This window comes from Microbacterium sp. 05N427 (assembly GCF_056397105.1).
This window is the reverse complement of record NZ_JBFTMT010000001.1, coordinates 320,448-346,508: the sequence shown is the minus strand read 5'-3', so window position 1 is coordinate 346,508 and position 26,061 is coordinate 320,448. Positions and strand designations below refer to the sequence as shown.

Here is a 26,061-nt window from a genome sequence, read left to right as displayed (position 1 = left end):
GTCTCGGGGCGGACCCCGGTGGCGGGGCGATTCACCCCTCCACCCTATTCCGGTGTCGCTCGGGGTCCGCCGGGAGCAGGGGCCCAAGGACCCGGACGGGGCTGGGCGCCTCGAGTTCGGGGCGCGTTCCTACGCTTTGGGGCGCGGCATCCCCGATTCCATGGTCGCCGTGCGCCCCAAAACGGAGAAGTACGCCCCGAACCGGAGGCACGGCACGCGAAAGGCCGCCCCTCCAGGGAGGGACGGCCTTTCGAGGCGAGGCCGGAATTACTTGACGGCAGCCTTGAGCTTGGAACCAGCGGTCACCTTGACGCGCTTGCCGGCCGGGATCTTGATCTCGGCGCCGGTCTGCGGGTTGCGGCCCGTGCGGGCAGCGGTCGCGACCTGCTCGAAGGAGATCCAGCCCGGGATCGAGACCTTGCTGCCCTTGGCAACAGCGTCCGAGACCGTGGCGAACAGGGCGTCGAGAACGCCGGAGACGGCAGCCTGGCTCTGGCCGGTGGCGCTGGCGATGCTCGCGACGAGCTCGGTCTTGGTGATGGACTTGTCAGCCATTTCATCCTCCAGCGACGGGATCCCGTCGCTTCGTATCAGAGTTCCGGATGGGCGGATGCCCCCCGTTGGTCGAACGACCGCCTTGAATGTATCAACCAAACCCTGGTTTTCCGCGTCATTTCGCGGGTTTTGACGTTTTACGGCGGCGTGTCGCGCCTCATCCGTCACTCCAGTCACACGTTGGATCCTCCACTCGCCGATCGGGCTCTCTGGATCCGGGCACGCAGAAGGGGCGAGGATCCGAAGATCCCCGCCCCTGATTCCCTGAACCCTTCGACAGGCTCAGGGAAGAAGACTGCTTACCAGCTCGACTTGGTCACGCCGGGCAGCTCGCCACGGTGCGCCATGTCACGGAAGCGGACACGCGAGATGCCGAACTTCGTGAGGACACCACGGGGTCGACCGTCGATGGCGTCGCGCGAACGCACGCGGGCCGGCGACGCGTTGCGCGGAAGCTTCTGCATGCCGACGCGGGCGGCCTCGCGGGCCTCCTCGGTCGCGTTCGGGTCGACCAGGGTCTTCTTCAGCTCGGCACGACGCTCGGCGTAACGCTCGACGACGACCTTGCGCTGCTCGTTGCGTGCGATCTTGCTCTTCTTAGCCATGGATCAACGCTCCTCTCGGAATTCGACGTGCTTGCGAACCACCGGGTCGTACTTCTTCAGCACGAGGCGGTCGGGGGTGTTGCGACGGTTCTTCTTGGTCACGTAGGTGTAACCGGTGCCTGCCGTCGAACGCAGCTTGATGATCGGACGGATGTCCTGTGCCTTCTTGGCCATTAGAGCTTCACACCCTTCGCCTGGAGGTCAGCGACAACCTTCTCGATGCCACGGGCGTCGATCACCTTGATGCCCTTGGCGGACACGTTGAGCGTGATCTTGCGACCGAGCGACGGAACAAAATACGTCTTCTTCTGCACGTTCGGGTCGAAGCGGCGCTTCGTCCGGCGGTGCGAGTGCGAAATGTTGTGACCGAAGCCGGGAACAGCACCGGTCACCTGGCACACTGCTGCCATGATGACTCCTTCTCTACCGTGAGGCCGGACGGCCCCACCCAAGATCCCTTGTCTGCACGCCTCTCTCCTCGCCGCCCTTCGACAAGCTCAGGGACCGAAAGTGGAGGAGGCATACGAACTGCGCACAGGAGTGTGCGCAGACAAAGAGCTACTTTAGCACGGATCCGATACCGGGCGTGTCGGCCTCTGCGGCGGCCTCGGCGGCGCCCCGCCCCCAGCGGAACGGGGACACCGTCGGATCCCCGGGGATCCAGAACCGCCACGGGAATGCGTCGGTTCCGGCGTGGCCGGCGACGCCCACCCGCGGGCCGGATGCGACCTCGTCGAGCGGATCCGCGAGCCACAGCTCGGCGCGGGCTCCCGCCCACTCGGCGCCCGTGAGCGCGTCGATGCCGTCGTGGCGGGGGTGCCGCAGCCCCGAGGCTTGACCGAATCGGCCAGGGCCTCGGGCGAGATCGCGACGTTCACGGCCGGACAGCGTTCCGAACTCAGTCGATACGTGGCTGTTCGCGCTCACTCCCGGCCGCTCGATACCGAATCGACTGAGTTCGGAACCAGCGGCGGGACCAGCGGCGGGACGGATCCCCCGCCGCTCCGCCGCCACGTCGATGCCGAGCTCCACCTCGCCTGCCCGGAGCAGCACACCCCCGGCCACCCCGTCGGGCCCGCACACCACGTTCACGCAGGAGTGGATGCCGTGGCTGAGGTAGACGTACAGATGCCCCGGTTCGCCCCACATCGTGGCGTTGCGTGCGGTGCGGCCCATCCTGGCGTGCGAGCCGGGGTCGGGAACCGGGCCCGCGTCCTTGCCGTGATAGGCCTCGACCTCGGTGATCCGCAGCTGCACCTCCGCGCCGTCCACGACCGTGCGCAGCCGGGCGCCGAGCAGGCGTGGCGCCACCTCGAGCGGCAGTGCCAGCAGGTCCTCCCGTCGAGCGGCGCGCAGGCCGTCGCCGGCGGAGGGGATCCGCGCGTCCGTCATCAGCGGTGGGGCGCCTGCGCACACCACGACGGGTCGAAGCCGGCGAGCACCACGAGCTCCTTGCCGGTCTCCGTGTCGATGATGTGCGTCTGCAACGTGGTCGGCAACGGCAGCAGCGACTGGTCGTACGGGTTCTTCACGAGCTTCGGAGCCACCACGATCGCACTGTACTGCCCGCTCGGCGAGGGACAGGCCTGCATGATGGCATCGGATCCGGTGACGCTGAACAGCTTCGTGGCCTTGCCGTCGTCGCTCACGCGAGTGACGATCTGCCCCGTCGGAAGTCCGGTCGCGTCGCGGGTCGCAACCTGGCGCAGCGTCCCTCCGGGGAACGGTGCGATGGTGCCCGGCACCCCGAAGTCGGGTGTGGAGGCGGCCAGGGGCTTCTCGGATCCGTCGGCGAGGTTCAGCTCGACGAGGTCGTTGCCGCGGCTGACGATCGCCGTGTAGGTGCCGCGGCTGATGCCCTCGACGGTCTGCGCGGAGCCGAGCGCGGTCGGAGCCGCCTTCGTGTCGGCGCGATCCTCGACGTACAGGGCGCCGCTGAAGTCGATGAACAGGACTGAGGAGGAGTCGGGCACGAAGGCCCACTGCGAAATGCTCGGCATCTTGTCGCCGACCTTGACGGTCTGCGGCTCCCCGTCGCCGGTGAGCGACTGCGTCACCAGGATGCTCGCCCGGCCGCTGGTCGCGCTGATGCCCTTGTCGGTGAACGTGTAGCCGACCAGGTTGCCGCGCTCCGACACCTGCAGGTTCGACAGGAACCCGGGGCCGGGCAGCGTGAGCGCACGCTGATTCTTGCCCTTCCGGTCCATCACCAGCAGTTCCGAGATACCGTCCTTCTCGGTCGCCACCACGAGATGATCCGCGGTCGCGCGGAAGTCGTCGATCTTCTCGTGCTGCACGATCGGGACGGCATTCTTGCCGCCCAGGTCGGTGATGAAGATGGTGTCGTCACCCTTGGCTTTGCGCTGCAGCAGGAAGATCGTGGACTTCGGCGTCTGGAAGCTCGCCTGCAGGGTGCTCTGACGCTGCTTGTCGGTGCCTGTCGCGTCCTTCACGGTGACGGTGTAGTTCGTATCGTCGTCGAGCGGCACGGTGAAGCGGATCCCGAGGTTGCGCCCCGACGTGTCGACCGTGAACGGCGCGTGGGGGCTCACGGAGACCTGCTTCGGGTCCACCTTCGCGAGCGGCTGGCTGGCCGTGATGATCATGCGGGTGCCGGAGGCGTCGATCGCCGACTGTGCGTCGATCTTCACGCTGCTGACGCGCGGCCCCTGCAGCAGCGTGATCACGCCGAACGCGGCGACCACGACGACGAGCACCCCGATCACCGCGCCGAGGATCAGCGGGAACCGGCGGCGGCGCGTGGCTGTCGCGGGTGTGGGGTGCGGCTGCCATTCCGGCGCCTCGAGCCGAGGATCCGGCGCGGCGTCGGCGACCGCGTCCGCCGCGACGGGTTCGGCTTCCGAACTCGCGATCGCTTCTGCGGCCGGCACGGGGCTCAGGTCCACGTCGGACCCGGAGGCGCCCGCAGGGACGCTCGACGGGCCGGATCCGCCGTTCGGCGTGCGCCGAGGACCGGGCGCCCGGTCGAAGACCTCCGCGGGCGCGGCAGAGCGCGTGACCGGCTCATCCGCGGGCGGCACGGCGGGGACGCCCGGAGCGGCCGGCACAGCGGGGACGCCCGGAGCGGGCGGCGCCCCCGCGGCTCGCGGAGCCTCGGGGGGTTCAGGCGCGCTCGGGGTCTCTGCGGCGGGCGGAACCTCGGCCGCGCTCGGAGCATCGGGCGCGGCGGGCTCTCCCGATTCCGGGCTCCCCGGCGTGGCCGACTCGACGGCGTCCGCTGCCTCCTCGGCCGCGCGGCGGGCGCGCAGCTCGGCGCGGGTGAGGGGGTGATCCGCGTCGTCAGTGCTCATAGGGGTCCTTCGGCTCCGAGATCTTCGACACACTGGCCGGCACGATCGAGAGCTTTCCGTCCGCGGTCGCGCGGACCGTCCCCTTCACCTGAACCCAGTCGCCCACAGCGTACTGGCCCTGCCACCCGCTGATCTGCACCGGCACCGACGCCGGCTGCGCGTCGAGCACGCAGTGCGTGATGACCATGCGGGTCAGGTGCGCCTGATCCTTCGCGGATCCATTGGGCGTAAGGAAGCCCGTGAGCGTCACCGTGGATCCGTCGTACTTCTCCGGCCGGCTGCCCGTGGCGAACACGCTGGCCCAGCCGCCCACGCCGAACGTGCGGGTGTCGGTGTTCGCCCCGAGCGCGACGTTGTCCGCGCCGGCGAACAGCACGTTGCCCACGGGAGCGCGCTGCATCGCCATGTCGACCGAGAGCGAGGCGGGCGGAAGCAGCAGCGCACCGGCGACGACGCCGGTCGCGATCACCCCGCCGGTCGCCCCCACCACGACGCCCAGCATGCGGCGGCCGGATGCGGCGGGCGCGTGATCGTGGTCGTGTCCGGCGTCTCCGTGGTCGTGCCCGTGATCCTGCTCCGCGCCGAGCGGCAGCATGCAGGACCACACCGCGCCGACGAGCGTCGCGATCGCGGCGGCGACGGCGAACCACACCGTCTCGGGGCTGATGTACAGCGTGAGCCGCCCGGAGAACGCGAGCACCAGCGTGGCGACGGCGAGCCCGGCGGCGAGGCCCGCCCCGAGCCAGCGGCTGCTGAGCGCCTGTGCGCGGGAAGGCCGGTGCGCGGTGGTCGTCTCAGGCAAAGACGTTCACCCCGATTCCCAGAGCGAAGCCGAACAGGATCACGATGCCGACGATCCCGGCGAGGGTGCGCGCGGTGAAGGTCGTGCGCAGCAGCGCCATCATCTTGATGTCGACCAGTGGACCGACCAGGAGGAAGGCGACGATCGCGCCCGGCGAGAACGTGGAGGCGAACGAGAGCGCGAAGAACGAGTCGACGTTCGAGCAGATCGCCACCGAGATGGCGAGGGCGATCATCGCGACGACGGAGAGCAGCGGGTTGGAGCCGATCGCGAGCAGCACGTCGCGCGGCACGAGCACCTGCACCGCGCCGGCGAGCGCGGACCCGATGATCAGCGCGGGCATCACGGCGCGCAGCTCGACGAGGAACTGGGCCAGGCTCCGGCGGACACCGGATCCCTGCTCGTGCACGACGACTTCGCACGTGTCGCGGAAGCGTGCGGTGAGCAGCGCGTCGGGATCCGGATGCCGGCTGTACACCCAGCCGATCAGGTTGGCCACGAGGTAGCCGCCGACGAGACGGGCCACGAGGATCCCACCGTCGAAGCCGAACGCCGCATGCGTCGTGAGGATCACGATCGGGTTGACGATGGGGGCCGCGATGAGGAAGGTGAGCGCCTCCGCGGGACCCAGGCCGCGCATCATGAGTCCGCGCGCGAAAGGAACGTTGCCGCACTCGCACACCGGGATGAGCATGCCCAGCAGCGACAGCACGGCGCGCCGGGCCCAGCCGCGCTTCGGCAGGATCCGCTCGATCACGCCCGCGGGCAGCCACACCTGCACCACGATCGAGAGCAGGACGCCGAGGATCACGAACGGCAGCGCCTCGAACAGCACGCTCAGGGAGAGCGTGAGCCCGTCCTGCAGCCGGTTGGGCAGCCGGGCGGAGAACAGCTGCGGCGCGAAAACGTCGATCGCGACGAGGACGGCCACCACGGCAGCGCCGATCGCCGCGCCGATGAGCGCCGTACGGCCGGACAGCCGCGGCGGCGGCGTGCGCAGCGCGTGCGGAGTCGCCGCTTCTTCTCGCGTGGCGGTCGCGCGGCGGCCGGGTGTCGTCAGGGTCACGCGACGATCACTCCTGCGCGGCGGCGTCGGCGCAGCTCGCGCACAGTCCGAAGATGTCGACCACGTGCTCCGCATCGCGGAAGCCGTGCAGGGCCGCGGTGCGCTGGGCCCACTGCTCGACGTCGGTGGCCTCGATCTCGACGGTCATCCCGCAGGAGCGGCAGATCAGGTGGTGGTGGTGGCCCTCGCTGCTGCATGCCCGGTAGAGCGCCTCGCCCTCCGGGCTCTGCAGCGAATCGGCCTCACCGGTGGCCGCGAGTCCGGCCAGGGCGCGGTAGACGGTGGCCAGACCGATGCCGGTGTTGGCCTCGCGCAGGGCCTGGTGCAGAGACTGCGCGCTCACGAATCCGCGCGCGTCGGAGAGCTCCTCGCGCACGCGTTCGCGCTGCCACGTGTTCCGCTGGGCCATGCCCCGAGTCTAGAGCCGCCCCCTGGCCCGCGGCTGGGAGCAGCTTCTCCCGTCGCTGGACGCGCGGAAGGCCGCATCCCGCGAGGAGATGCGGCCTTCCGGTCGATCGGGTGAGGTCAGGCCTGAGCCTTCGGAGCCGCGGCGTCCTGCTCGCCCTCGGCCCCCTCTGCCTCGGCCCCCTCGGCCTCGGCCTCCACAGGAGCGGATCCGGATGCCTCGCTGCCGAGGGCACCGTCGGGACGGATCAGCTCGCGCACCTCGGCCATGAAGCTCGTGAGCTGCTGCTGCTGCCAGCGCAGCTGACGCGCGCGGTCATCGGCGTCGCGCACGACGTTCGCGGTGTGCGCGGTGACCATGTCGACGATCTTCTGCGACTTGGTCCTGGCACGGTCGAGGGTCTCACGTGCCCGCACCTGGGCCTCCGCCTCGATCGCACTCGCCTGCGAGCGCATCAGACGCTCGTAGTCCTCGGCCTTCGCCGAGATCCGCTCGGCATGCGCGAGCGACGAGGAGACCTGCTCGTTCGCGTCGGCGGTGATCCGCTCCGCGTGCGCGACAGCCTGGTTGTGCAGCACCAGGAACTCCTGCTGCGCATCGTCCTGACGGCGCGTGAGGGACTCCTCCATCTCGAGCACGCGGGCGTTCATCTCGCGCACCTCACGCTCGGCGGAGACCCGCAGATCGGTCGTCTCCCGGGTGACCATCGCGCGCAGAGCCGCCGCACCCTTCTCCGCCTCGGTGCGGATCGAGTGAGCCTCCTGCTCGGCGTGGTTCACCTTCTCCGCCGCGTGCGCGGCCTCGCGCTCGACCTGCGCGGTGTGCGCGGTGAACTCGGTCTCCATCTTCAGGCGCACCTGGTCGGCGTCGCGCTGGGCCTGCGCCGTGATCCGGGCAACGTCCGCGTCGAGCTCGGCACGCTTCGCGGCCGCCTCGTCGCGGGCGGCCTCGAGCAGCCGTTCCGCCTGCACCGCGGCGTTCTGGATCAGGATGCTGGCCTGCTCCTCCGCCACGCGCAGCACGGTCTCGAACTGCGAGCGCGAGGTGGCCTCGTCGATGTCCTCCTGGGATCCGGCGAGCGCCGTGCTCAGCGACTGGATCTGCTGCGCCGACTCGGTGACCTTCGCGTTCGCCGTCGCGAGGTCGGACTCCAGCTTGGTCGCGCGCTTGTCGTGCGCGGCGGTGGCCTTCGCCAGCTCCTGGCGGTGCTTCTCCGCCGCCTTGTCGAGCTCGCTGCGCAGGTGCGCGTCGGTCTTCGCTCCGGACTCCGCGGCGCGGCGCAGCTCTTCCTTGAGGGCGGTCAGGTGCGCGTCGACCTCGGTCTTGTCATAGCCGCGGAAGCCGACCGTGAAGGACTGCTGCGTCGTCGGGTTGTCCAGCAGCTGGTCGAAGAAATCTCCCTGCTGCGCCTTGTCCTCGGTTGCTCGGTCCTCAGTTGCCTCGGCCACGTGCCGCGCCTTTCTGTTCGCCCCTCCTGCTCCCAGGCAGGGGGGAGGCGCCGGGAAGGATGGATGCGGAGGGAGAATCGCGTCGTCCGGCGTCCCTGGGTGCGGGGGCCGCGATCCGCGCGAGTCCTGACGATCCTAACCCGCGGTTCCGCGGAGCCGACAGGGCGAGAACGCGGCAGGGCGCGGAACGATCGTGCCGTTGATCGCATGCCTCGTCGGCACCGCGTCCGGATGCCCGTACGCGCCGGGGGTCAGGCGCCGCCGGATCGAATCCCGGCAATCACGGCGCGGATCGCGACGCCTCCGCGACGGCGCTGCTCCGCCCGCTCCACGCCCGCGAGCGGTCCGCGCAGGCACAGCTCCGCGAAGCCGTGCACGGTGGCCCAGCACGCCCAGGCGGCGTCGTCGCGGCCCGCTGCGGCGAGGTCACCAGCGGCGACGAGATCGTCGAGCGCGGCGGCCAGCGCGAGGAACGCAGGCGCCTGCCGCACCGTCGCGGGATCCGGAGGGCGTATTCCGAAGAAGACGACGGCGAACCAGCCGGGCTCATCCAGGGCGAAGTCGACGTAGGCGGCGCCGATCCGGTGCAGCCGCTCTGCGGCCGAGCGATCAGGGGCGTCGGTCATCGCGACCGCCAGTCCCTGCTGGATCGCCGCAGCGGTCGCGTCGAGCAGTGCGGCGCGGTTCGGGAAGTGCCGGTAGGCGGCGTTCGGCGAGACACCTGCTCGGCGGGTGGCCTCGCGGATCGTCACCGCGGCGGGACCGCCCTCCCGGGCGAGCTCGACCGCGGCCTGCACGAGGGCCGTCGCGAGAGCCCCGTGGTGATAGGCCATCGGATCCCCCTCTTGTCGCGACTCCACATGATGTGTACGGTGTGAACATAGCAGATGTGGACGTCGTGAACATCGGCGTCACGGTATCGACCGGAACCGACCATCGGAGGATGTCATGACCGCTCTGCCCCCTGTCGTCGACGAGCAGACCTGGCGCGACGAGCTCGCGAAGCTGCGCGTGCGCGAGAAGGCGGCGACCAGGGAGCAGGACGCGATCGCCGCCGCGCGGCGCCGCCTGCCCGCGGTCAAGCTCCCGGAGTACACCCTGATCGCGGAGGACGGCAGCCGCGTGAGCCTGGCCGACGTCTTCGAGGGCAAGAGTCAGCTCGTCGCGTACCACCACATGTGGACCGACGGCGCCGGCTGGCAGTGCCCCGGCTGCACCGGCCTCACCTCGCAGTGGACCCGCACCGGCCACATCGAGGTGCAGGACGCCCGCTTCGTCCTCATCACGAACGGGCCGATGGACGAGGTCCTCGCATACAAGAAGCGCGTCGGCAATCGGATGACCTGGTATTCCTCCTCGGAGTCGAGCTTCGGCGCCGACATGGATTCGGGACCCGGTGAGGGCTTCGGCTTCAATGTGTTCCTGCGCGACGGCGACGACGTCTACCGCACATGGCACACGAACGGCCGCGGCGCGGAACGGTTCAGCGTCGCCTTCGCGATCTCCGACGTGCTCCCGTACGGGCGGCAGGAGCAGTGGCAGGACGTGCCGGACGGCTGGCCGCAGGATCCGACCTACTCCCGCTGGCTGAGCTCGCAGGACGTGGCCGCGATGTACGGCGACGCCGGGGCCTGACGACCACTCCTCCTCGACGATCCGCCGACCGGATGCAGGAGCCTGCCGCCATCCGCAGGACCGGCCTGCCGACGACGCCCTCTGTGCCGCCGCATCCCGCGCGAAACACGGCTCAGCGCGTCAGTCGCTCCTACGGATGGCGGCGTCGTCCTGCATTCGGCGACGACGGGGCGGACGACGACGGACAGGGGTTCAGGCGACCCTCTCCGCGGCGCGGGGCGCGAGGCGCACCACGCGCTCCCGACGCGCGCCGACGATGCGGCAGACGAGGTAGATCGCGAACGAGATCGTCGTGATGTACGGGCTCACAGGGAGCGTGCCCATCACGGCGAGCAGTATGCCGCCGACCGCCGAGACGATGCCGAACACCGCGGCCAGCACCGGCACAGCGACCGGGCCGGAGCGCACCCGCATGGCGGCCGCCGCCGGCGTCACGACGAGGGCCAGCACCAGCAGGGCGCCGATGATGTGCACCGCGACGGCGACCACGAGTCCGAGCAGGAGCATGAATGCGAAGGAGACGCCCACGGTAGGCACGCCGCGGGCCGCCGCGGACTGCGGGTCGAGCGACTCGAACCGCAGCGGACGCCAGATGAGCAGGAGCCCGATCAGCACGATCGCGCAGATCGCGATCAGCCAGCCCAGCTGCTCCGACTGCACCGACACGATCTGCCCGGTGAGCAGGCTGAAGCGCCCGGCGGCGCGACCGCTGTAGAGCGAGAGGCAGAGGATCCCGACGCCGAGCCCGAAGGGCATCAGCACGCCGATGATCGAGTTGCGATCGCGCGCACGTGCGCCGAGCCAGCCGATGATCCCGGCCGCGATCAGCGATCCCACGATCGAGCCGAGGACCACATCGACGCCGATCAGCAGGGCAGCGGCGGCACCGGCGAAGGACAGTTCGCTGATGCCGTGCACGGCGAAAGCCATGTCGCGCTGCATCACGAAGACGCCGATGAGTCCGCCCACGAGGCCCAGCACGGCGCCGGCCCACACCGAGTTCATCACGAGCGCGAGGATCTCCCCGTACTGCGGCAGGCCGCCGAACATGGCCTGCCCGATGTCGCCGAGATTCATGCGAGCTCCCCTGCACCGTCGTGCGCCGTGCCGTCGTGATAGTGCGCGGCGCTCTCCGCGTCGGGCGCACCGACCACGACGAGCCTGCCGCCGACCTTCGAGACGAACACCGGCGCCCCGTAGAGATCCGACAGCACGGTCGTGGTCAGCACCTCCAGCGGGGTGCCGAGCGTGAACCGGCCGTTCGCGATGTACAGGATCCGATCGACGATCTCGAGCACGGGGTTGATGTCGTGGGTGACCAGGAGCACGCCGGCGCCCGTGCGCCGGTGCGCGTCGATGAGCCCGACCACGGCCTGCTGGTTGGCGAGGTCGAGGCTGGTCAGCGGCTCGTCGCAGAGCAGCAGCCGCGGATCGTCCGCGAGCGCCTGCCCGACGCGCAGCCGCTGCTGCTCGCCGCCGGAGAGGGTGCCCGCGGGACGGTCCGCGAAGGACGCGGCCCCCACGGACTCGATCAGGGCGGTGACCTTCGCCCGGTCGCCGCGCCGCGGGATCGGGAAGCCGAACCGGTGCCCGTCGACCCCGAGCGCCACGAGGTCACGCCCGCGCATCGACGTCTCCGCGGGCAGCGGGCGCGCCTGCGGCAGATAACCGATCCGGCGGCTGCCCCGGCGGCGCACCGGCTGGCCGAGCGCCTCGATCACGCCTGCGGAGAGCTGCTGCAGGCCGAGGATGGCGCGGAGCAGGGTGGTCTTGCCGGATCCGCTCGGGCCGAGGACCGCGACGAGCTCCCCGGGGACGACATCGAGATCCAGGCCGCTCCACAGTTCGCGGTCGTCCCGTCGGATCGCGGCTCCCCGGATCCGCAGCAGCGGCGCCGCGGCCGGGGTGTCAGCGGGAGAAGTCACTTGTCGAGGTTAGAGGACATGGTCGCGATGTTCTCCTTCATCCAGGCCAGGTACGTCTTGCCGTCAGGGACCAGCTCAGTGACCTCCTGCACGGGCACGCTCTTCTCCTTCGCCACGGCGATGACCTTGGTCGTCTCCGCGCCGCCGGCCTGCGCGTTGGCGAACAGTGCCTTGACGTCGCCGGACTGGACCAGCTTCGTCGCCGCGAGCAGTGTCGCAGGAGGGACGTCCTGCCCCTCCTCGACGGCGTGACTGAACTCCTCCGGCGTGACGTTGACGAGACCGGCGGCTTCCGTCATGTACAGCGGCACCGGCTCGGTGACGAAGATCTTGGCTCCCGCGTGCTTGCCGCGCACCGCCGTGAGCTCGTCGTTCAGGCCCTTCAGCCCGCCCTCGAACGCGCTGAGGTTCTTCTCGAAGTCGGCCTTGTGCGCCGGGTCGATCGCGGTCAGCTCGCCGGCCACCTTCTTGGCGACTTCCTCCACGACGGCGGTGTCGTACCAGACGTGCTCGTTGAACCCGTCGACCGCCTTCGCCCCGTCCTCACCCTTCGGCCAGGTCGCCGCATACGTCACCGCAGAGACGACCGGAGCCTTGTTCCCGGATTTGGCGACGATGTCCGGAAGGAAGGCGTCGTAGCCGCCGCCGTTCTCCAGGATCAGCTGCGCGTTCTTCACCTTGAGCTGGTCGGCCGCCGTCACCTCGTAGTCGTGCGGATCCTGCGAGAGCGACGCGATGATCGACGTCACCTCGACGTGGTCGCCTCCGATCTCCTTCGCGACGTCGCCCCACACGTTGGTGCCCGCGGTCACGGCGATCTTCCCGCCCGCCGCACCCGAGGACCCGGGATCCGTCGTCGCGGAGCATCCGGTGAGGGCGAGGAGCGAGGCGGCGGCGAGCGCGAGGGCGGCGAGGGGCTTGGTCATGCCCTCGACCTTACGTTAAATGAGAATCATTATCAAAACGGGTCGGGGTGGGCTTCCGACTTATTTTCCGGTCTGGCTCCACTTTGATTCTTGCTGTCAGAATCTAATTCGCCTGGCCGACGACGCAGGGCCCGAGATCAGAGGAGATCACCAATGGCGAACGGATCCCACGTCCTGCTCGCGCACGCTCATCCCGACGATGAGAGCTGCGCGACGGGGGGAACGATCGCGCGGCTGGTCGCCGAAGGGCACGGCGTGACCGTGGTGACATCGACGCAGGGCGAGCAGGGCAGGATCGCCGTCGCGGAGCTGGCGCATCTGCACGTCGACCAGGACGACGCGCTCGGCCCGGAGCGTGCGCGCGAACTCGCCGCCGCGATGACCGCGCTCGGCGTCCAGGACCACCGCTACCTCGGCGGGCCCGGGCGCTTCCGCGACTCCGGGCGGATGGGGATCGCCGCCAACGACCGCCCCGACGCGTTCTGGCAGGCCGACCTCGACGAGGCGGGCCTGCTGATGGCGGAGATCATCCGCGAGGTCCACCCTCAGGCCGTGATCACCTACGACCCGAACGGCGGCTACGGGCACCCCGACCACATCCAGACGCACCGCGTCGCGATGCGCGGCGTCGAGCTCGCCGCCGACCCCGGCACCGCCCTGGACGGCCCGATCTGGGACGTGCCTTCCGTCTACTGGACGGCCGTGCCCCGCCGCCTGATCGTCGACGAGCTCACCGCTCTGGCCGGGCACGCCGACGAGCTCGGGCTGTGGGTCGATCCGGATCCGGCCGAGTATCCCGACGGCGTGCACGACGACGAGGAGATCGACGTCGAGTTCGACGTCTCCGCGCACCTCGACGCGAAGGCGGCCGCCCTCGACTGCCATCGCACGCAGCTCACCGTGAAGGGCCCGTACTGGGTGCTGGCCTCCGGACGCGGGATGCGGATCCAGGATCGCGAATGGTTCATCCGCGTGAAGGGCGGGCACCGTACGTCCGCGGACTACGAGACCGAGCTGCTCCCCGTGGCGGCGCGATGATGGCGCGCCCCACGCTCGCCCTCGACGACCGCCGCACGCAGCGGGCCCGCATCGTCGGCGCCCTGCACGAGCAGCGCAAGAGCCGCACCGACCTCGTCGAGCAGTTCGGCGTCAGCTCGTCCCTCATCACCCGTCTCGTGCGCAGCCTTCTGGATGACGGCGTGGTACGCGAGGTCGGCAACCAGTCCCAGACGATCGGCCGGCCGCCCGTGCAGCTCGAAGTGGTCCGCGATTACGGCGCCCTGTTGTCCGTCTCGTGCGCCTCGGACTCGCTGCGGGCGCGCAGCATCAACCTGCACGGAGGCGTGATCGCCGAGACGGTCTCCCCCGCGACGTCGGGCCGGGTCGACCCCGCCGCCATCATCGAGCTCGTCGCGGGCCTGGTCGAGCGCACGCCGCACCTCCTGGGCATCGGCGTCGCCGTGCCAGGAGTGGTCGATGCCGAGACCGGCGATGTGAGCGCGGCTCCCGATCTGGGCTGGGAGTCGGTGGTGCCGCTGCGCACCATGCTGCGCGACCGCTTCGGGACGGTCGTCACGATCGACAACGACGTGAACCTCATGATGGCGTCCGAGCGCCGCAGCCTCGATGTGCGCGCCGGTCGCAACGCGGTCTATCTGTACCTCGGCGAGCGGGGCATCGGCGCCGGCATCATCGCGGGGGGCCGTCTCATCGAGGGCGACCATGGCGCCGCGGGCGAGATCGGGCTGTTCCCGCTCAGCGCCACCGATCGCACCGACTTCGAGGACTCCACCTCCACGATCGCCATCGCGGCACGGCTCGAGGCCGCCGGCCACGACGTCGGCGGCCAGGCCGTGGACCGCCTGCTCGCGCTGGCGGACGCCGGCGACCCCGCGGCCCAGACCCTCCGCACGGAGATCCTCGCCTCGTTCTCCCACGCGATCGCGGTCATCACCGCCATCCTCGATCCGCACGTGATCCTGCTCGGCGGGCACGCGCGGGCCTTCCGTCCGGAGGACCACGCGGAGATGCTCGAGCCCGTCCGCAGGAATCTCCCGTTCGCCCCCGACGTCAGAGCCGCCCGCGCGAATCCGAACGCGGTGCTCGACTCGGCGGTGAACCGCTGCTGGCAGCAGCTGCTCACGGGAGGCCTCTGATCGCATCCCCCATTCCCCCGAACCCACCCGATCCGCGGCACCCGCCGCACCACTTCGACGAGGAAGACAAATGAAGGCACACAAGATCACCCGACCCCTGCTCGCCGCCGCGGGCCTCGCCTCCGCCGGAGCACTGCTGCTCTCGGGCTGCGCCGGCGATGTCAGCGCTGCGAAGCCGACCCAGACCACGGCGTCCGCCACGGATGCGCCCAGCGAAGGCCTCACGATCTACACCGGGCGCGACAAGGACGAGGTCGCCTGGGTCGTGGGCGAGTTCGAGAAGAAGTTCCCCGAATACAAGGGCAAGGTGCAGACGGTCATCGCCGGCGCACAGGACAACCTCGACCGGGTCCGCGCCGAGAAGGGGAACCCGCAGGCGGGCTTCCTCTGGGGCGGCACCCAGCAGCAGTTCGAGCAGGCCGCCTCCGAGGGGCTGCTCGACGCGTACACGCCGAAGAACGACAAGGGCGTTCCGGACAAGTACAAGGACCCCGAGAACCGCTGGACGGCGGAGATGCTGCTGCCAGAGGTCATCATCTACAACTCCGACCTCCTCACCGAGAAGACAGCTCCGCAGGACTGGGCGGATCTCGCCAGTCCCGAGTGGAAGGACAAGATCGTCATCCGCGACGTCATGCCCTCCGGCACGATGCGCACGATCTACGCCTCGATGGTCTACTCGGCGTTCGCGAAGGACGGCAAGCCCGAGGCCGGCTACGACCTCCTGAAGAAGATCGACGCCAACACCGTCTCGTACGCCGCCAACCCCGACGACATGTACACCCAGCTCGACCAGGGCACCGGTCAGGTCACGGTCTGGAACATGCAGGACGCGCTGATCCAGCCGCTCAAGAACAACCGCCCGTGGGGCTACATCATGCCGAAGTCGGGCGCTCCCGTGCTCGTCGACGGCGTCGGCATCATCAAGAACACGAAGCAGGCGTCCGCCGCCAAGTCGTTCATGGACTTCCTGATGGAGCCCGGAATGCAGGCGAAGCTCGCGACCGACTACTACCAGATCCCCGCGATGGACATCCCGAAGGACAAGCAGCCGACCTGGATGAAGGAGTTCAAGATCAACGAGATGAAGATCGACTGGAAGGTGTTCGCCGACCACCAGAGCGAGTGGATGACCTACTGGGCCGACAACATCAAGGACAAGGGCTGATCTGACGCATGGTCTCGGTCTCTCTGCACCAGCTCCGCAAATCGTTCGCCCGCTCCGGCACCGTCGTGAACGGCATCGACCTGACGATCGACGACGGGGAGTTCTTCACCCTCCTCGGCCCGTCGGGTTGCGGCAAGTCGACGACGCTGCGCATGATCGCCGGGTTCGAGGAACCCGACAGCGGCACGATCCACTTCGACGATCGTGATGTGACGTACGCTCCGGCGAACAAGCGCGACGTGGGCCTGGTGTTCCAGAACTACGCCCTCTTCCCGCACATGTCCGTGAGCCGCAACGTCGGCTTCGGGCTGGACGTGCGCGGGGTGCAGAAGGCCGAGGCCGCCCGTCGGATCTCCGACGTCCTGCAGCAGGTGGGCCTCTCGGCCCAGGCGAACGCACGCGTGGACGAGCTCTCGGGCGGGCAGCAGCAGCGCGTCGCGCTCGCCCGGGCGCTCGTCTTCCGTCCGCAGCTCCTGCTGCTCGACGAGCCGATGTCGAACCTCGACGCGAAGCTGCGGCTCGAGATGCGCAGCGCTCTGCGCGACCTGCACGCCGAGACCGGGATCACCTCGGTCTATGTCACCCATGACCAGGCGGAGGCGCTGGCGATGTCCACGCGCATCGCCGTCATGAACACGGCCGTCGTGCACCAGGTGGGCACCCCAGACGAGGTGTACAGCCGGCCGCTCACCGCGTTCGTCGCCGGATTCCTCGGACGCAACAACCTGCTCCGCGCCACCGTGCGCCGGAGCGACGGCGACCGCGCCGAGCTCACGCTGTCCGACGGCAGCACTCTCGCGGTGCGCACCGGCTCGGCCGCCCCAGGCGTCGACTTCGCCGTCGGATCGGACGTGATCGCGACGATCCGCGCCGAGAACGTCCGCCTCGCCGGCGCCGCCGACGACGCCAACGCCGTCTCCGGCACGGTGGCGGACGTCGACTTCATCGGGCACTCGCTCTCCTGCGAGCTCGACACCGCGGTGGGCCGCATCAAGGTCGACCTCACCGGGTCCCACATGCGCCCCACGCGCGGCGACGCCCTGCGGGTGGTGCTGCCGGAGGACGCCGCGTACTGCGTACCGGCGGACAGCTGATGGTCACGCTCACCAACGCCCAGCGCTTCGTAGGGCCGTCGAAGCGCCCGTCCTGGATCCGCCGACGCTGGTCGACGGCCCTCACCCTCGCCCTCCTGCTCGTCGTCCTGCTCGGCTACGTCATCGGGCCGATGATCGCGACCGCACGACGCAGCGTCTCGCAGGACAAGGCGGAGATCCTCGGGTTCTCCTTCAAGGCCTGGGGCGACTTCTTCGCGAACCCCACGCAGACCTCCGCGATCGGCGGATCGATCGTGCTGTCGCTGCTGTCCGTGCTGTGCGCGGGAGTGCTCGGCACCGGTGTGGCGATCCTGCTCACGCGCTGGGAGTTCCCCGGCCGACGCGTGTTCCAGGTGCTGGCGCTGCTCCCGATCGCGCTGCCCCCGCTCATGGGCGTGTGGTCGTTCAAGCTCCTGTTCGGTGTCGGCGGACGGATCCCGTTCGCCCTGCACGAGCTCTTCGGCGTCGATCAGAAGGCCTTCTGGCTGCAGGGCGTCGCCGGCGTGCTCATCGTGCACGCCATGACGATGTACCCCTACTTCTTCCTCACGGTCTCGGCGGCGCTCGCGAACTCGGACGCGTCGCTCGAGGAGGCGGCGGCCTCGATGGGGGCGCGAACCGCGCGCATCTGGGCCAAGGTCGTGCTGCCCATGCTCACGCCGGCGCTGGTCGCGGGCTCGCTCATCACCTTCATGTCCGCGATGTCGTCGTACACCGCCCCCTTGCTCTTCCAGTACACCGACGTGATGACCCAGCAGATCGTGATCGCCAAGACCAACGGCGACATGAGGCTCGCGTCGATCATCTCGACCACGCTCGCGGTGATCTCGATCGTGTTCCTCGCGATCATCCGCTCCTACGAGCAGCGCAAGGTGTACCGCACCCAGTCCAAGGGCGGCGGACGCAAGCGGTCGACCGTGGCCTCCACGCCCCTCCGGGTGCTGCTCTTCGTCGTCGCCGTCCCCGTGACGCTGTTCCTGGTGCTGCCGATCCTGATGATCGCGGTGCTCTCGGTCACGGCGAAGGGCGGTTGGCGGATGAGTGCGCTGCCCACGCAGTACACCCTCGAGTGGTGGGGCCAGCTGTTCAGCGGCTTCGAGTTCTGGCGCCCGGTGACCAACTCCCTGCTGATGAGCGTGATCGCCGTCGGCGGCGCCATGATCCTCGGCGCCGGCGCGGCCTACGTGATGAGCCGGATGCGGTTCCGCGGCAAGCTCGCGCTCGACATCGCGATCATGCTGCCTTGGGCGCTGCCGGGCACCGTGGTCGCCATCAACCTCATCACCGCGTTCTCGAGTCCCTCGCCCTTCGCCTTCGGGCAGGTGCTGGTCGGCACGTTCGCGATCCTGCCGCTCGCGTACTTCGTGCGGTTCAACCCGCTGATCTTCCGATCCACCGTCGCGTCCTTCTCGCAGCTCGACCCGAATCTGGAGGATGCGGCCCGCAGCCTCGGCGCGAGCTGGTGGTACGCGTTCCGCCGCGTGGTGCTGCCGCTCATCTCGCGCGGCATCATGGCCGGCGCGCTGCTGGCGTTCGTCGACGGCGTCGGCGAGTTCGTGGCGAGCATCCTGATCTACACGCCCGAGTGGATCCCCCTGTCGATCGCGGTGAACAACGAGAACTACCAGGGCAACATCGGCACCGGTTCGGTGTACGGCATGATCCAGGTCCTCCTGGTGCTGGTCGTGCTGATCGTCACCCGGCGCATGGAAGCCAGGGAAGCGGCGACGCCCGCCTTCTGACCGCCGCCCACAGACCCTTCAGAGAGAGATAGAGAATGAACCGCGACGAGATCGTCCAGCGCGACGGCGCATCCTTCCCCGGCGAGAGCTACACCACGGCCGTGCTGCGCCCCGCGTACAACGAGGCCAAGCGGATGCTGCTGCCGTCCATGATCCAGATCCACCGGGCGCACCTGGTGATGCTGCACGACGCCGGCATCCTCGGCGATGCGGAGGCCGCGACCATCGCGTCGGCCATCGACGGGCTCGACCTGGGCGCCCTCGCGGCCAGCGAGTACACCGGCGAGTTCGAGGACCTGTTCTTCACCGTCGAGCACGAGCTCATGCGGATCGGCGGAGAGGTCACCGGCAGCCTGCACACGGCGCGCAGCCGGAACGACATGGGCATGACCCTGTACCGCATGGTCATGCGGCGCCAGCTGCTGAAGGTGCTCGACGCCGCCGGCGAGCTCTATGCGACGCTGATCCGGCTCGGCGCCGAGCATGCCGACACCCTCACCCTCGAGCACACCCACACGCAGCCGGCGCAGCCCTCCGTGCTCGGGCACCGCTTCCTGGCGATCGCCGACGTGCTCGGGCGCGACATCCGCCGCGTCGAGCAGGCGTACGAGAGCCTCGACTTCTCCCCGATGGGCGGCGCGGCGCTCACCGGCACCGGTTTCGCGATCGACCGCGAGAACATGGCGCGCCTGCTCGGCTTCGGCGGGCTCGTGGAGAACTCCTACGACGCCGTCGCCGCGACCGACTACATCGCGCATTCCGCGATCGCGCTGCAGCTCATGGCGATCGACACCGGGCGCAGCTGCGTCGACTTCCTCACCTGGTGCACAGCGGAGTTCGGCCTGTACCGGGTCGCGGCCCCCTACGTGCAGATCTCGTCGATCATGCCGCAGAAGCGCAACCCGGTCTCCATCGAGCACTCGCGGTCCCTGTTGTCGGCGGCGTCGGCGAGCGCGGCGACCGTGCTCACGATGATGCACAACACTCCGTTCGGCGACATCGTCGACACCGAGGACGACCTCCAGCCCTACGCGTGGCGCGCAGTCGACACCCTCACCGACGTCCTGAACCTGCTGACCGGCGTGCTCGGGACGATCCAGGTGAACACCGACGTGATGCGCGAGCGCGCACTGGCGTCGTTCGCGAACGCCACCGAGCTGGCCGACACGCTCGTGCGCGACGGAGGGCTCACCTTCACCCAGGCGCACACCGTCGTCTCCCGGATCGTCCGCGAGGCCGACGCCGCGGGGATGACCGACGTGCGATCCGTCTCCACCGACCGCGTGCGCGAGGTCGCCCAGGAGGTGACGGGTCGCGAGGTCTCCCTCACGACCGACGACGTCGCCCGTGCGCTCGACGCCGACAACTTCGTCGCCGTGCGCACCTCGACCGGTGGCGCCGCCCCGAGCGAGGTCGCCCGCATGGCCGCAGCCCGGCAGGAGACCGAGCAGGAGCTGCGCCGCTGGCGCGACGCCAAGCGCGATCACCTCGACGCCGTCGCCGACCGGCTGGTCGAGGCGACGGCCGCCCTTCAGGCGTGATCGGGCGGATGTCGCGCCGGATGAGCGTTCTCGGAATCGACTTCGGCGGCACCAAGGTCGCGCTCCGCGTGGAGTCCGCTGATGGCTCGCGCAGGGACGAGCGCCTGCGGATCGGCCAGGACGAGCCCGCCGTCAGCGTGCTCGAGCGGACCTTCGCGGCCGCCGCGCGCCTGGCGGAGCCAGGCGTCGTCGACGCGGTGGGGGTGTCGACCCCGGGGATCGTGTTCGACGACAGGGTCGACCTCGCCCCGAACGTCGTCGGCTGGTCCGAGCTCGACCTCGCCGGCCGCTTCCGGGACGCCTTCGGAGCCGTCCCGGTCGCGATCGAGAACGACGTGAAGGCCGCCGCCCTGGCGGAGGCCAGAGACGGCGCGCTGCGGGGCACGAGGGTCGGGCTCTACGTCAATCTCGGCACCGGCATCGCGATCGCCCCGGTGCTGGACGGCCGGGTGCTCCGCGGCGCCCACGGCGCCGCGGGCGAGATCGGATACGGCATCGTGGGCGCGGTGTCCGAGTGGCGCGCGGGCGTCCCGACCCTGGAGGAGTTCGCCGGTGGCAGCGGTCTCGAGAGGAGGGTCGCGGCCGACGGTCACGTGCCCGCCTCCGACGTCCCTGGACTGATCGCGGCGCTCGGCACGAGCCCCGCAGCCGACGAGATGTGGTCGGGCACGGTCGACGAGATCGCCCGGCATCTCATCACCGCGGCGCTCACCTGCGATCCGTCGCGGATCGTCGTGGGCGGGGGGATGACCCGGGCGGGATCCGCCCTGTTCCAGCCGCTGTCGGAGCGCCTTGACGCCGCCCTCCCCTATGCGCCGGAACTGCTGCTGTCCGAGTTCGGGCCCGATGCGTCGCTGCGCGGCGCGGTGATGCTCGCGGACGACGCCGTAGAGGCGTGACCTCCGCCGCCCGTTCCGCAAGGGACGCGGCGGCGGAGATATTTTCCGGCGTTGACGCCCATCCCCGGCACCTGTGGAATTGCTGTTAGCGGTTATTTCTACACAGAAAGAAAGTACCGCTTCCCCTCTCCACCGAATGCGCGGGACGTGACGTCGACGTCCGCTCGCGCGGAAGGACGACTCATGGACGATCGACTCCCCCTGACCCAGCGCGCGATGTCCCGCCGCACCCTCTTCAAGGCCGGAGGCGTGCTCGGCGTCGCCGCAGCGGCCGGCGCCGCCTTCCAGGTCTCGCCGCTGAGCGCGGCGGAACAGGCGCTCGCGGCCCCGGGCGGCGCCGTGAAGCTCAACGTGCTGTTCATCGGGGCGCACCCGGACGACGAGGCGGGCAACCTCGGCGTGTTCGGTCAGTGGAACGAGTTCTTCGACATGAAGGCCGGCGTGATCACGGTCACCCGCGGCGAGGGCGGCGGCAACGCCGTCGGGCTCGAGGAGGGGCCGCCGCTGGGCATGATGCGCGAGGCCGAGGAGCGCAAGGCCGTCGGATACGCGGGCATCGAGCACGTCTTCAACCTGGACGGCCTGGACTTCTACTACACCGCGAGCGCTCCGCTGTCGCATCAGGTCTGGGGCGGCGACGCGGTCCTCGGCCGCATCGTGCGCGTGGTGCGCGCGACCCGGCCCGATGTCATCGTCACGATGAACCCGTCCGCCGTCGAAGGCAACCACGGCAACCACCAGCAGGCGGCGATGTTCGCCGTCGAGGCCTACCTCGCGGCCGGCGACCCCGGCCGCTTCCCCGAGCATCTCGCCGAGGGCTTCGCGGCCTGGCAGCCGCGGCGCATCCTCCGCGCCGGCGCGAACGGCACGGGCGCGAACGGCGAGGGCGGCGTCGCCGCCGGCTACACCCCGTCCGTCGCATCCGACGTCGTCTTCGGCTGCTGGAACGGCACCCCCAGCACCCGCAACGGCCGCCGCTGGTCCCAGATGCTCGACCTCGCGCGCTGGGCCTATGTCACGCAGGGCTGGGCCGAGATGGCCGCGAGCCCCACCGACCCCGCCAAGATCTCCACCTCGTGGTTCACGGTCATCCACTCCCGCACCCCGCTCGCGGATCCCCGCTCCGGCGGCGACGCCGCGCTGCGCGGTGCGGCGCTGCCGATCGACGGCGGCCTCCCCTTCGGCACCCTCATCGACGTGCGCCCCGCGCGATTCGAGGCGGTCGCGGGTCAGAGCCTCGCCGTCGACGTGACGATCACCGCGCCGGATGATGCGAAGCTCGCCGGCGGCGCCGTGACGCTGGCGGTCCCCAGCGGGTGGACGGTGAGCGGATCCCAGTCCGTGCGCGCCCTCAAGAAGGGCGGCTCCCAGCGCCTCACGTTCCAGGTCACCGCCGGATCCGACCCGGTGGGCACCCAGGCGCGCGTCGAAGCGACGCTCACCGCGGGCGGCGCCTCCGGCACCACGTTCGCGCAACTCCGCGTGGCCGGGGCGGTCGAGGCGACCATCAGCCCGCTGCCCGAGATCCGCCTGTTCCGGGAGTGGACCGCCGGACTCGGGATGAAGCACCTCGACGTGCTCGTCCCCGAGCTGTTCCCCGTCGGACAGGGCCGCACGCGTCCGCTGGACGTGGTCGTGCAGAACTTCTCCGACCAGGTCCGTTCCGGCTCGGTCTCGCTCGAGCTCCCCGCCGGGTTCTCCGCATCGCCGGCCGAGCTGCCCTATGCAGGGCTCGGGGCCGGGGCGACAGCCACGCTCACCTTCGACGTCGCCAACACCGACACCGCGATCCCCACCGCGAACCGTGCGAGCAACGGCGGCAACTGGCCCGTGACCGTCCGCGCGGTGAGCGATGCCGGCACCGCCGCCCGATCGGTCACCATGAACCTCGTGCCCGCCTATGCGGTGCAGCGCGCCGACGTCGCCCCCGTGCTGGACGGCATCCGCCGGGACGACGAGTACCCCGGCGACCCGATCCCCGTGGAGACGATCTGGGACGGATCCCCGATGGGCGGCACCACCGCCTCGATCAGCGCGAAGACCTGGATCACCCACGACGACGCGAACCTCTACCTGTTCATCTCGGTCGCCGACGACATCCGGGGGACGATCCTCCCGGCCGCGGACAACAAGCGCCAGCGCCGCACCGATTCGGTCGAGATCTACGTCGATCCCCGCGGGGACGCGCCCAACACCGCACACACGTTCATCGGCGGCATCATGCCCTCGATGGACACGATGACCGGCGCCCCTGGCGTGGGACGGGACAGGGACAACTGGCAGGGCCAGGCGGCCGTGACCGCCCCCGGCATGGAGGTGGCGGTCCGGATGGCGCAGACCGCCGCCGAGTACGCCGGCTACGACCTCGAGGTGAAGATCCCGTTCTCTGTACTGCCCGACAACCTCGACCCGGCCCACGTCGGGTTCAACGTGGTCGTGAACGATTCGGACACCCAGAACAAGGCCGCGCAGAACCGCGTCGGCTGGTCGACGTTCCCCGGCATGCGGGCGGACCCGTGGCGCTGGGGCATCATCACGCTCGACGGCATCGCCGACGCGGGTGCCAGCCCCAAGGACCCGACGCTGCCCGACACCGCGGCGCGGTCGGTCTCCTCGCCGCAGTCGATCCTGCAGTCCGCCGGCGACCAGGTGCCCCTCGGCGGCTCGTCCCCGGCGGACCACGCGCTCAAGGTGCTCTCGTCCTCCGTCTCGGGCGGCATCGCGAAGGTCGCGCTGCAGACGCCGCGGGCCGGGACGGCCCGGGTGTTCCTCTGGGACGGCGCGCAGGTCCTCGGCAGCACCGAGAAGGCCGTGGGCTCGGGGCGGACCGACGTCGGCTTCCCGGTCCGCACCACCGCGAGCGGCACGGGCGACAGCCTCACCGGCACGCCCGCCTCTCCGGTGCTGGCCGTGTCCTTCGAGACGAACAGCGGCGTCTCCGCGACGCGAGCACCGCTGGGCGGGCGCTCGCGCTGAACGAAGGGAGGGGCCGACGCGAACATTCGCGTCGGCCCCTCCCCTGTCCGCCCGCCTCCGGTGGCTCGTCCCGCAGCGCAGGGGCGTTCGGAAGCGGATCCGCTCAGCCGCGCAGCCAGACCGTGCTCTCGCCGGCCACCGCGCCGTCGACGAGGGTGCCGAGCACCGGCTCCGCGCCGGCGGCGAGCGCGAACGGCTCGGTGCCGAAGTTCGTCACGACCTGCCATCCGTTCGGGCGCACGAAGCGGAGCACGTCGTCGCGGCCCGTCTCGATCCAGTCCAGGCTCTCGCCGGTCTGCAGCTCGTGGCGCAGGGCGAGTGCGCGCCGGTAGGCGTTCAGCGAGGACGCCGGATCCGCATCCTCGGCCTCGACCGCGTAGTCCGCGAACCAGTCGGGCTGCGGGATGTGGGCGCCGGCGGCGCCGAACCCGAACGAGGATCCGGAGCGCGCCCAGGGCAGCGGCACGCGGCAGCCGTCGCGGCCGAGCCCGTCGCGGTCGGGATCGGCGCCGCGGAAGAACGCGGGATCCTGCCGGTCCTCCGCCTTGATGTCGGCGACCTCGTGAAGCCCGAGCTCCTCGCCCTGATAGAGGTAGGTGCTGCCGGGCAGGCCGAGGAGGAACAGCGATGCGGCGAGCGCGCGGCGTCCGCCCCGCTCCAGGTCGACCTGGTCCGCAGGCCCGCCGGCGAGGATCCACGCGGACCCCTGCTTGACGTCGCGTCCGTTCAGCGGCTCCAGCCCGTAGCGGGTGGCGTGACGGACCACGTCGTGGTTCGAGAGCACCCAGGTGGAGCTGGATCCGGTCGCCTCGCTCTGCGCCAGATTGTCGGTCACGATGTGCCGGAACTGCGCGGCGTCGAAGTCCGCCTCGAGCAGGTCGAAGTTGAACGCCTGGCCGAGCCCCTCAGGAGTCGCGTACTTCGCGCGACGCTCGGCCGTGGCCACCCACGCCTCGGCCACCGCGATGCGCGCCGGGTCGTACTCGTCGAACACCCGCCGCCACTCGCGGTAGATGTCGTGCACGGCGTCGCGGTCCCACAGCGGGTGCTGCCCGTCGGTCGTGTCCATCGCGTCGAGCTCGGCCTGGCTCGGCAGCACCTCAGGCAGGTCCTTGCTCAGGCCGTGCGCGACGTCGATGCGGAAGCCGTCGACCCCGCGATCCGACCAGAACCGCAGCGTGGTCAGGAACTCGGCGTGCACGTCGGGGTTGTCCCAGTTGAAGTCGGGCTGCTCGGTGGCGAAGAAGTGGAAGTACCACTGGCCGTCGCCGACCGGCTCCCAGCCGGCGCCGCCGAATACGCTCGTCCAGTCGGCGGGCGGCAGCTCGCCGTTCGCGCCGAGCCCGTCGCGGAAGATGTAGCGGTCGCGCTCGGGCGAGCCCTTGGGCGCGGCGAGTGCCGCCTGGAACAGCGCGTGCTGATCCGAGGAGTGGTTCGGCACGATGTCGACGATCGCCTTGATGCCGCGGCCGTGCAGGGCGGCGATCATGTCGTCGAAGTCGGCGAGGGTGCCCAGACGCGGATCCACGTCGCGGTAGTCCGCGACGTCGTATCCGCCGTCGGCCAGCTCGGACGGGTAGAACGGGCTCAGCCACACGGCATCGACGCCGAGCCCTGCGAGGTAGTCGGCCTTCTCGACGATGCCACGGATGTCTCCGAGGCCATCGCCGTTCGTGTCGGAGAAGCTGCGCGGATAGACCTGGTAGACGACGGCCTGACGCCACCAGGCGGCATCGGCGGATCCGGTCACGAGGGTGTCGGCCGCGAGGACTGCATCGGTCATGGGGTTCCCTTCTGGGGTTCGGG

Annotated in this window: 24 protein-coding genes; 9 read left to right on the top strand and 15 right to left on the bottom strand. The window is 70.3% G+C overall.

What is annotated here, in order from left to right:
- Window positions 1-267 precede the first annotated feature (267 nt).
- The 11 genes from AC1DG4_RS01685 to AC1DG4_RS01635 form a co-directional block, all read right to left on the bottom strand.
- Window positions 268-555, bottom strand: coding sequence for an HU family DNA-binding protein (locus AC1DG4_RS01685; protein ID WP_045250850.1), 288 nt, complete (start codon window positions 553-555; stop codon window positions 268-270).
- A 299-nt stretch (window positions 556-854) separates the two neighbouring features.
- Window positions 855-1,160, bottom strand: coding sequence for a 30S ribosomal protein S14 (rpsN, locus tag AC1DG4_RS01680; protein WP_477377499.1), 306 nt, complete (start codon window positions 1,158-1,160; stop codon window positions 855-857).
- Between the two features lie 3 nt (window positions 1,161-1,163).
- Window positions 1,164-1,334 carry a 50S ribosomal protein L33 gene (gene rpmG, locus AC1DG4_RS01675; protein ID WP_045250846.1) on the bottom strand — a complete coding sequence of 57 codons (171 nt, stop codon included), beginning with the start codon at window positions 1,332-1,334 and terminating at the stop codon, window positions 1,164-1,166.
- Entirely contained in the window at window positions 1,334-1,570 is a 237-nt protein-coding gene (rpmB, locus tag AC1DG4_RS01670; protein WP_045271470.1) for a 50S ribosomal protein L28, read from the bottom strand. The genes rpmG and rpmB overlap by 1 nt, the downstream gene beginning before the upstream one ends.
- A 148-nt stretch (window positions 1,571-1,718) precedes the next feature.
- Window positions 1,719-2,552, bottom strand: coding sequence for a DNA-3-methyladenine glycosylase (locus AC1DG4_RS01665; protein WP_477377501.1), 834 nt, complete (start codon window positions 2,550-2,552; stop codon window positions 1,719-1,721).
- Entirely contained in the window at window positions 2,552-4,471 is a 1,920-nt protein-coding gene (locus tag AC1DG4_RS01660) for a TolB family protein (RefSeq protein ID WP_477377502.1), read from the bottom strand. The genes AC1DG4_RS01665 and AC1DG4_RS01660 overlap by 1 nt, the downstream gene beginning before the upstream one ends.
- On the bottom strand, window positions 4,461-5,273 hold the full coding sequence (locus tag AC1DG4_RS01655; protein WP_477377504.1) for a TIGR03943 family putative permease subunit: 813 nt from the start codon (window positions 5,271-5,273) through the stop codon (window positions 4,461-4,463). Before AC1DG4_RS01655 ends, AC1DG4_RS01660 begins: the two co-directional genes overlap by 11 nt.
- Window positions 5,266-6,252, bottom strand: a complete 987-nt coding sequence (locus AC1DG4_RS01650; RefSeq protein WP_477378066.1) for a permease — start codon at window positions 6,250-6,252, stop codon at window positions 5,266-5,268. The genes AC1DG4_RS01655 and AC1DG4_RS01650 overlap by 8 nt, the downstream gene beginning before the upstream one ends.
- Window positions 6,253-6,346: 94 nt before the next feature.
- The gene (locus AC1DG4_RS01645; protein WP_477377506.1) at window positions 6,347-6,748 is read right to left on the bottom strand and encodes a Fur family transcriptional regulator; all 402 of its coding nucleotides are present in this window, start codon (window positions 6,746-6,748) and stop codon (window positions 6,347-6,349) included.
- Between the two features lie 116 nt (window positions 6,749-6,864).
- A complete protein-coding gene (locus tag AC1DG4_RS01640; protein WP_477377508.1) occupies window positions 6,865-8,193 on the bottom strand; it encodes a DivIVA domain-containing protein in 1,329 nt (442 codons plus the stop codon).
- 251 nt (window positions 8,194-8,444) lie between these two features.
- Window positions 8,445-9,026 carry a TetR/AcrR family transcriptional regulator gene (locus AC1DG4_RS01635; protein ID WP_477377510.1) on the bottom strand — a complete coding sequence of 194 codons (582 nt, stop codon included), beginning with the start codon at window positions 9,024-9,026 and terminating at the stop codon, window positions 8,445-8,447.
- A gap of 115 nt (window positions 9,027-9,141) precedes the next feature.
- On the opposite strand from AC1DG4_RS01635, the gene AC1DG4_RS01630 reads away from it, so the two are divergent.
- Window positions 9,142-9,828: a DUF899 family protein gene (locus tag AC1DG4_RS01630; RefSeq protein ID WP_477377512.1), complete on the top strand. Its 687-nt coding sequence runs from the start codon at window positions 9,142-9,144 to the stop codon at window positions 9,826-9,828.
- Window positions 9,829-10,020: 192 nt separating this feature from the next.
- On the opposite strand, the gene AC1DG4_RS01625 is transcribed toward AC1DG4_RS01630, so the two are convergent.
- Genes AC1DG4_RS01625 through AC1DG4_RS01615 form a run of 3 tightly spaced genes read right to left on the bottom strand, consistent with a single transcriptional unit; the run spans window position 10,021 to window position 12,679 of the window.
- Entirely contained in the window at window positions 10,021-10,905 is an 885-nt protein-coding gene (locus tag AC1DG4_RS01625) for a metal ABC transporter permease (protein WP_477377514.1), read from the bottom strand.
- Window positions 10,902-11,753, bottom strand: coding sequence for a metal ABC transporter ATP-binding protein (locus AC1DG4_RS01620; RefSeq protein ID WP_477377516.1), 852 nt, complete (start codon window positions 11,751-11,753; stop codon window positions 10,902-10,904). Before AC1DG4_RS01620 ends, AC1DG4_RS01625 begins: the two co-directional genes overlap by 4 nt.
- Window positions 11,750-12,679, bottom strand: a complete 930-nt coding sequence (locus AC1DG4_RS01615) for a metal ABC transporter solute-binding protein, Zn/Mn family (protein ID WP_477377518.1) — start codon at window positions 12,677-12,679, stop codon at window positions 11,750-11,752. Before AC1DG4_RS01615 ends, AC1DG4_RS01620 begins: the two co-directional genes overlap by 4 nt.
- A 153-nt stretch (window positions 12,680-12,832) precedes the next feature.
- Between AC1DG4_RS01615 and mshB the strand changes: the two genes are divergently transcribed.
- The 8 genes from mshB (at window position 12,833) to AC1DG4_RS01575 (ending at window position 24,255) form a co-directional block, all read left to right on the top strand.
- Window positions 12,833-13,717, top strand: coding sequence for an N-acetyl-1-D-myo-inositol-2-amino-2-deoxy-alpha-D-glucopyranoside deacetylase (gene mshB, locus AC1DG4_RS01610; RefSeq protein WP_477420384.1), 885 nt, complete (start codon window positions 12,833-12,835; stop codon window positions 13,715-13,717).
- Window positions 13,714-14,835 (top strand): ROK family transcriptional regulator, encoded by a 1,122-nt coding sequence (locus AC1DG4_RS01605; protein ID WP_477377522.1) that lies wholly within the window; start codon window positions 13,714-13,716, stop codon window positions 14,833-14,835. Before mshB ends, AC1DG4_RS01605 begins: the two co-directional genes overlap by 4 nt.
- 70 nt (window positions 14,836-14,905) lie before the next feature.
- The gene (locus AC1DG4_RS01600; RefSeq protein WP_477377524.1) at window positions 14,906-16,003 is read left to right on the top strand and encodes an extracellular solute-binding protein; all 1,098 of its coding nucleotides are present in this window, start codon (window positions 14,906-14,908) and stop codon (window positions 16,001-16,003) included.
- A gap of 8 nt (window positions 16,004-16,011) precedes the next feature.
- A complete protein-coding gene (locus tag AC1DG4_RS01595) occupies window positions 16,012-17,097 on the top strand; it encodes an ABC transporter ATP-binding protein (protein ID WP_477377526.1) in 1,086 nt (361 codons plus the stop codon).
- On the top strand, window positions 17,097-18,839 hold the full coding sequence (locus tag AC1DG4_RS01590; RefSeq protein ID WP_477377528.1) for an ABC transporter permease: 1,743 nt from the start codon (window positions 17,097-17,099) through the stop codon (window positions 18,837-18,839). The genes AC1DG4_RS01595 and AC1DG4_RS01590 overlap by 1 nt, the downstream gene beginning before the upstream one ends.
- Window positions 18,840-18,874: 35 nt before the next feature.
- Complete coding sequence (argH, locus tag AC1DG4_RS01585; protein WP_477377530.1) at window positions 18,875-20,380, top strand: argininosuccinate lyase; 1,506 nt, start codon at window positions 18,875-18,877, stop codon at window positions 20,378-20,380.
- 20 nt (window positions 20,381-20,400) lie between these two features.
- Window positions 20,401-21,279 (top strand): ROK family protein, encoded by an 879-nt coding sequence (locus tag AC1DG4_RS01580; protein ID WP_477377532.1) that lies wholly within the window; start codon window positions 20,401-20,403, stop codon window positions 21,277-21,279.
- 183 nt (window positions 21,280-21,462) lie between these two features.
- Window positions 21,463-24,255, top strand: coding sequence for a PIG-L family deacetylase (locus AC1DG4_RS01575; protein WP_477377534.1), 2,793 nt, complete (start codon window positions 21,463-21,465; stop codon window positions 24,253-24,255).
- A gap of 103 nt (window positions 24,256-24,358) precedes the next feature.
- Here the strand turns inward: AC1DG4_RS01575 and AC1DG4_RS01570 are convergent, their stop codons facing one another.
- Window positions 24,359-26,038 carry a glycoside hydrolase family 13 protein gene (locus tag AC1DG4_RS01570; protein ID WP_477377536.1) on the bottom strand — a complete coding sequence of 560 codons (1,680 nt, stop codon included), beginning with the start codon at window positions 26,036-26,038 and terminating at the stop codon, window positions 24,359-24,361.
- Between the last annotated feature and the right edge of the window lie 23 nt (window positions 26,039-26,061).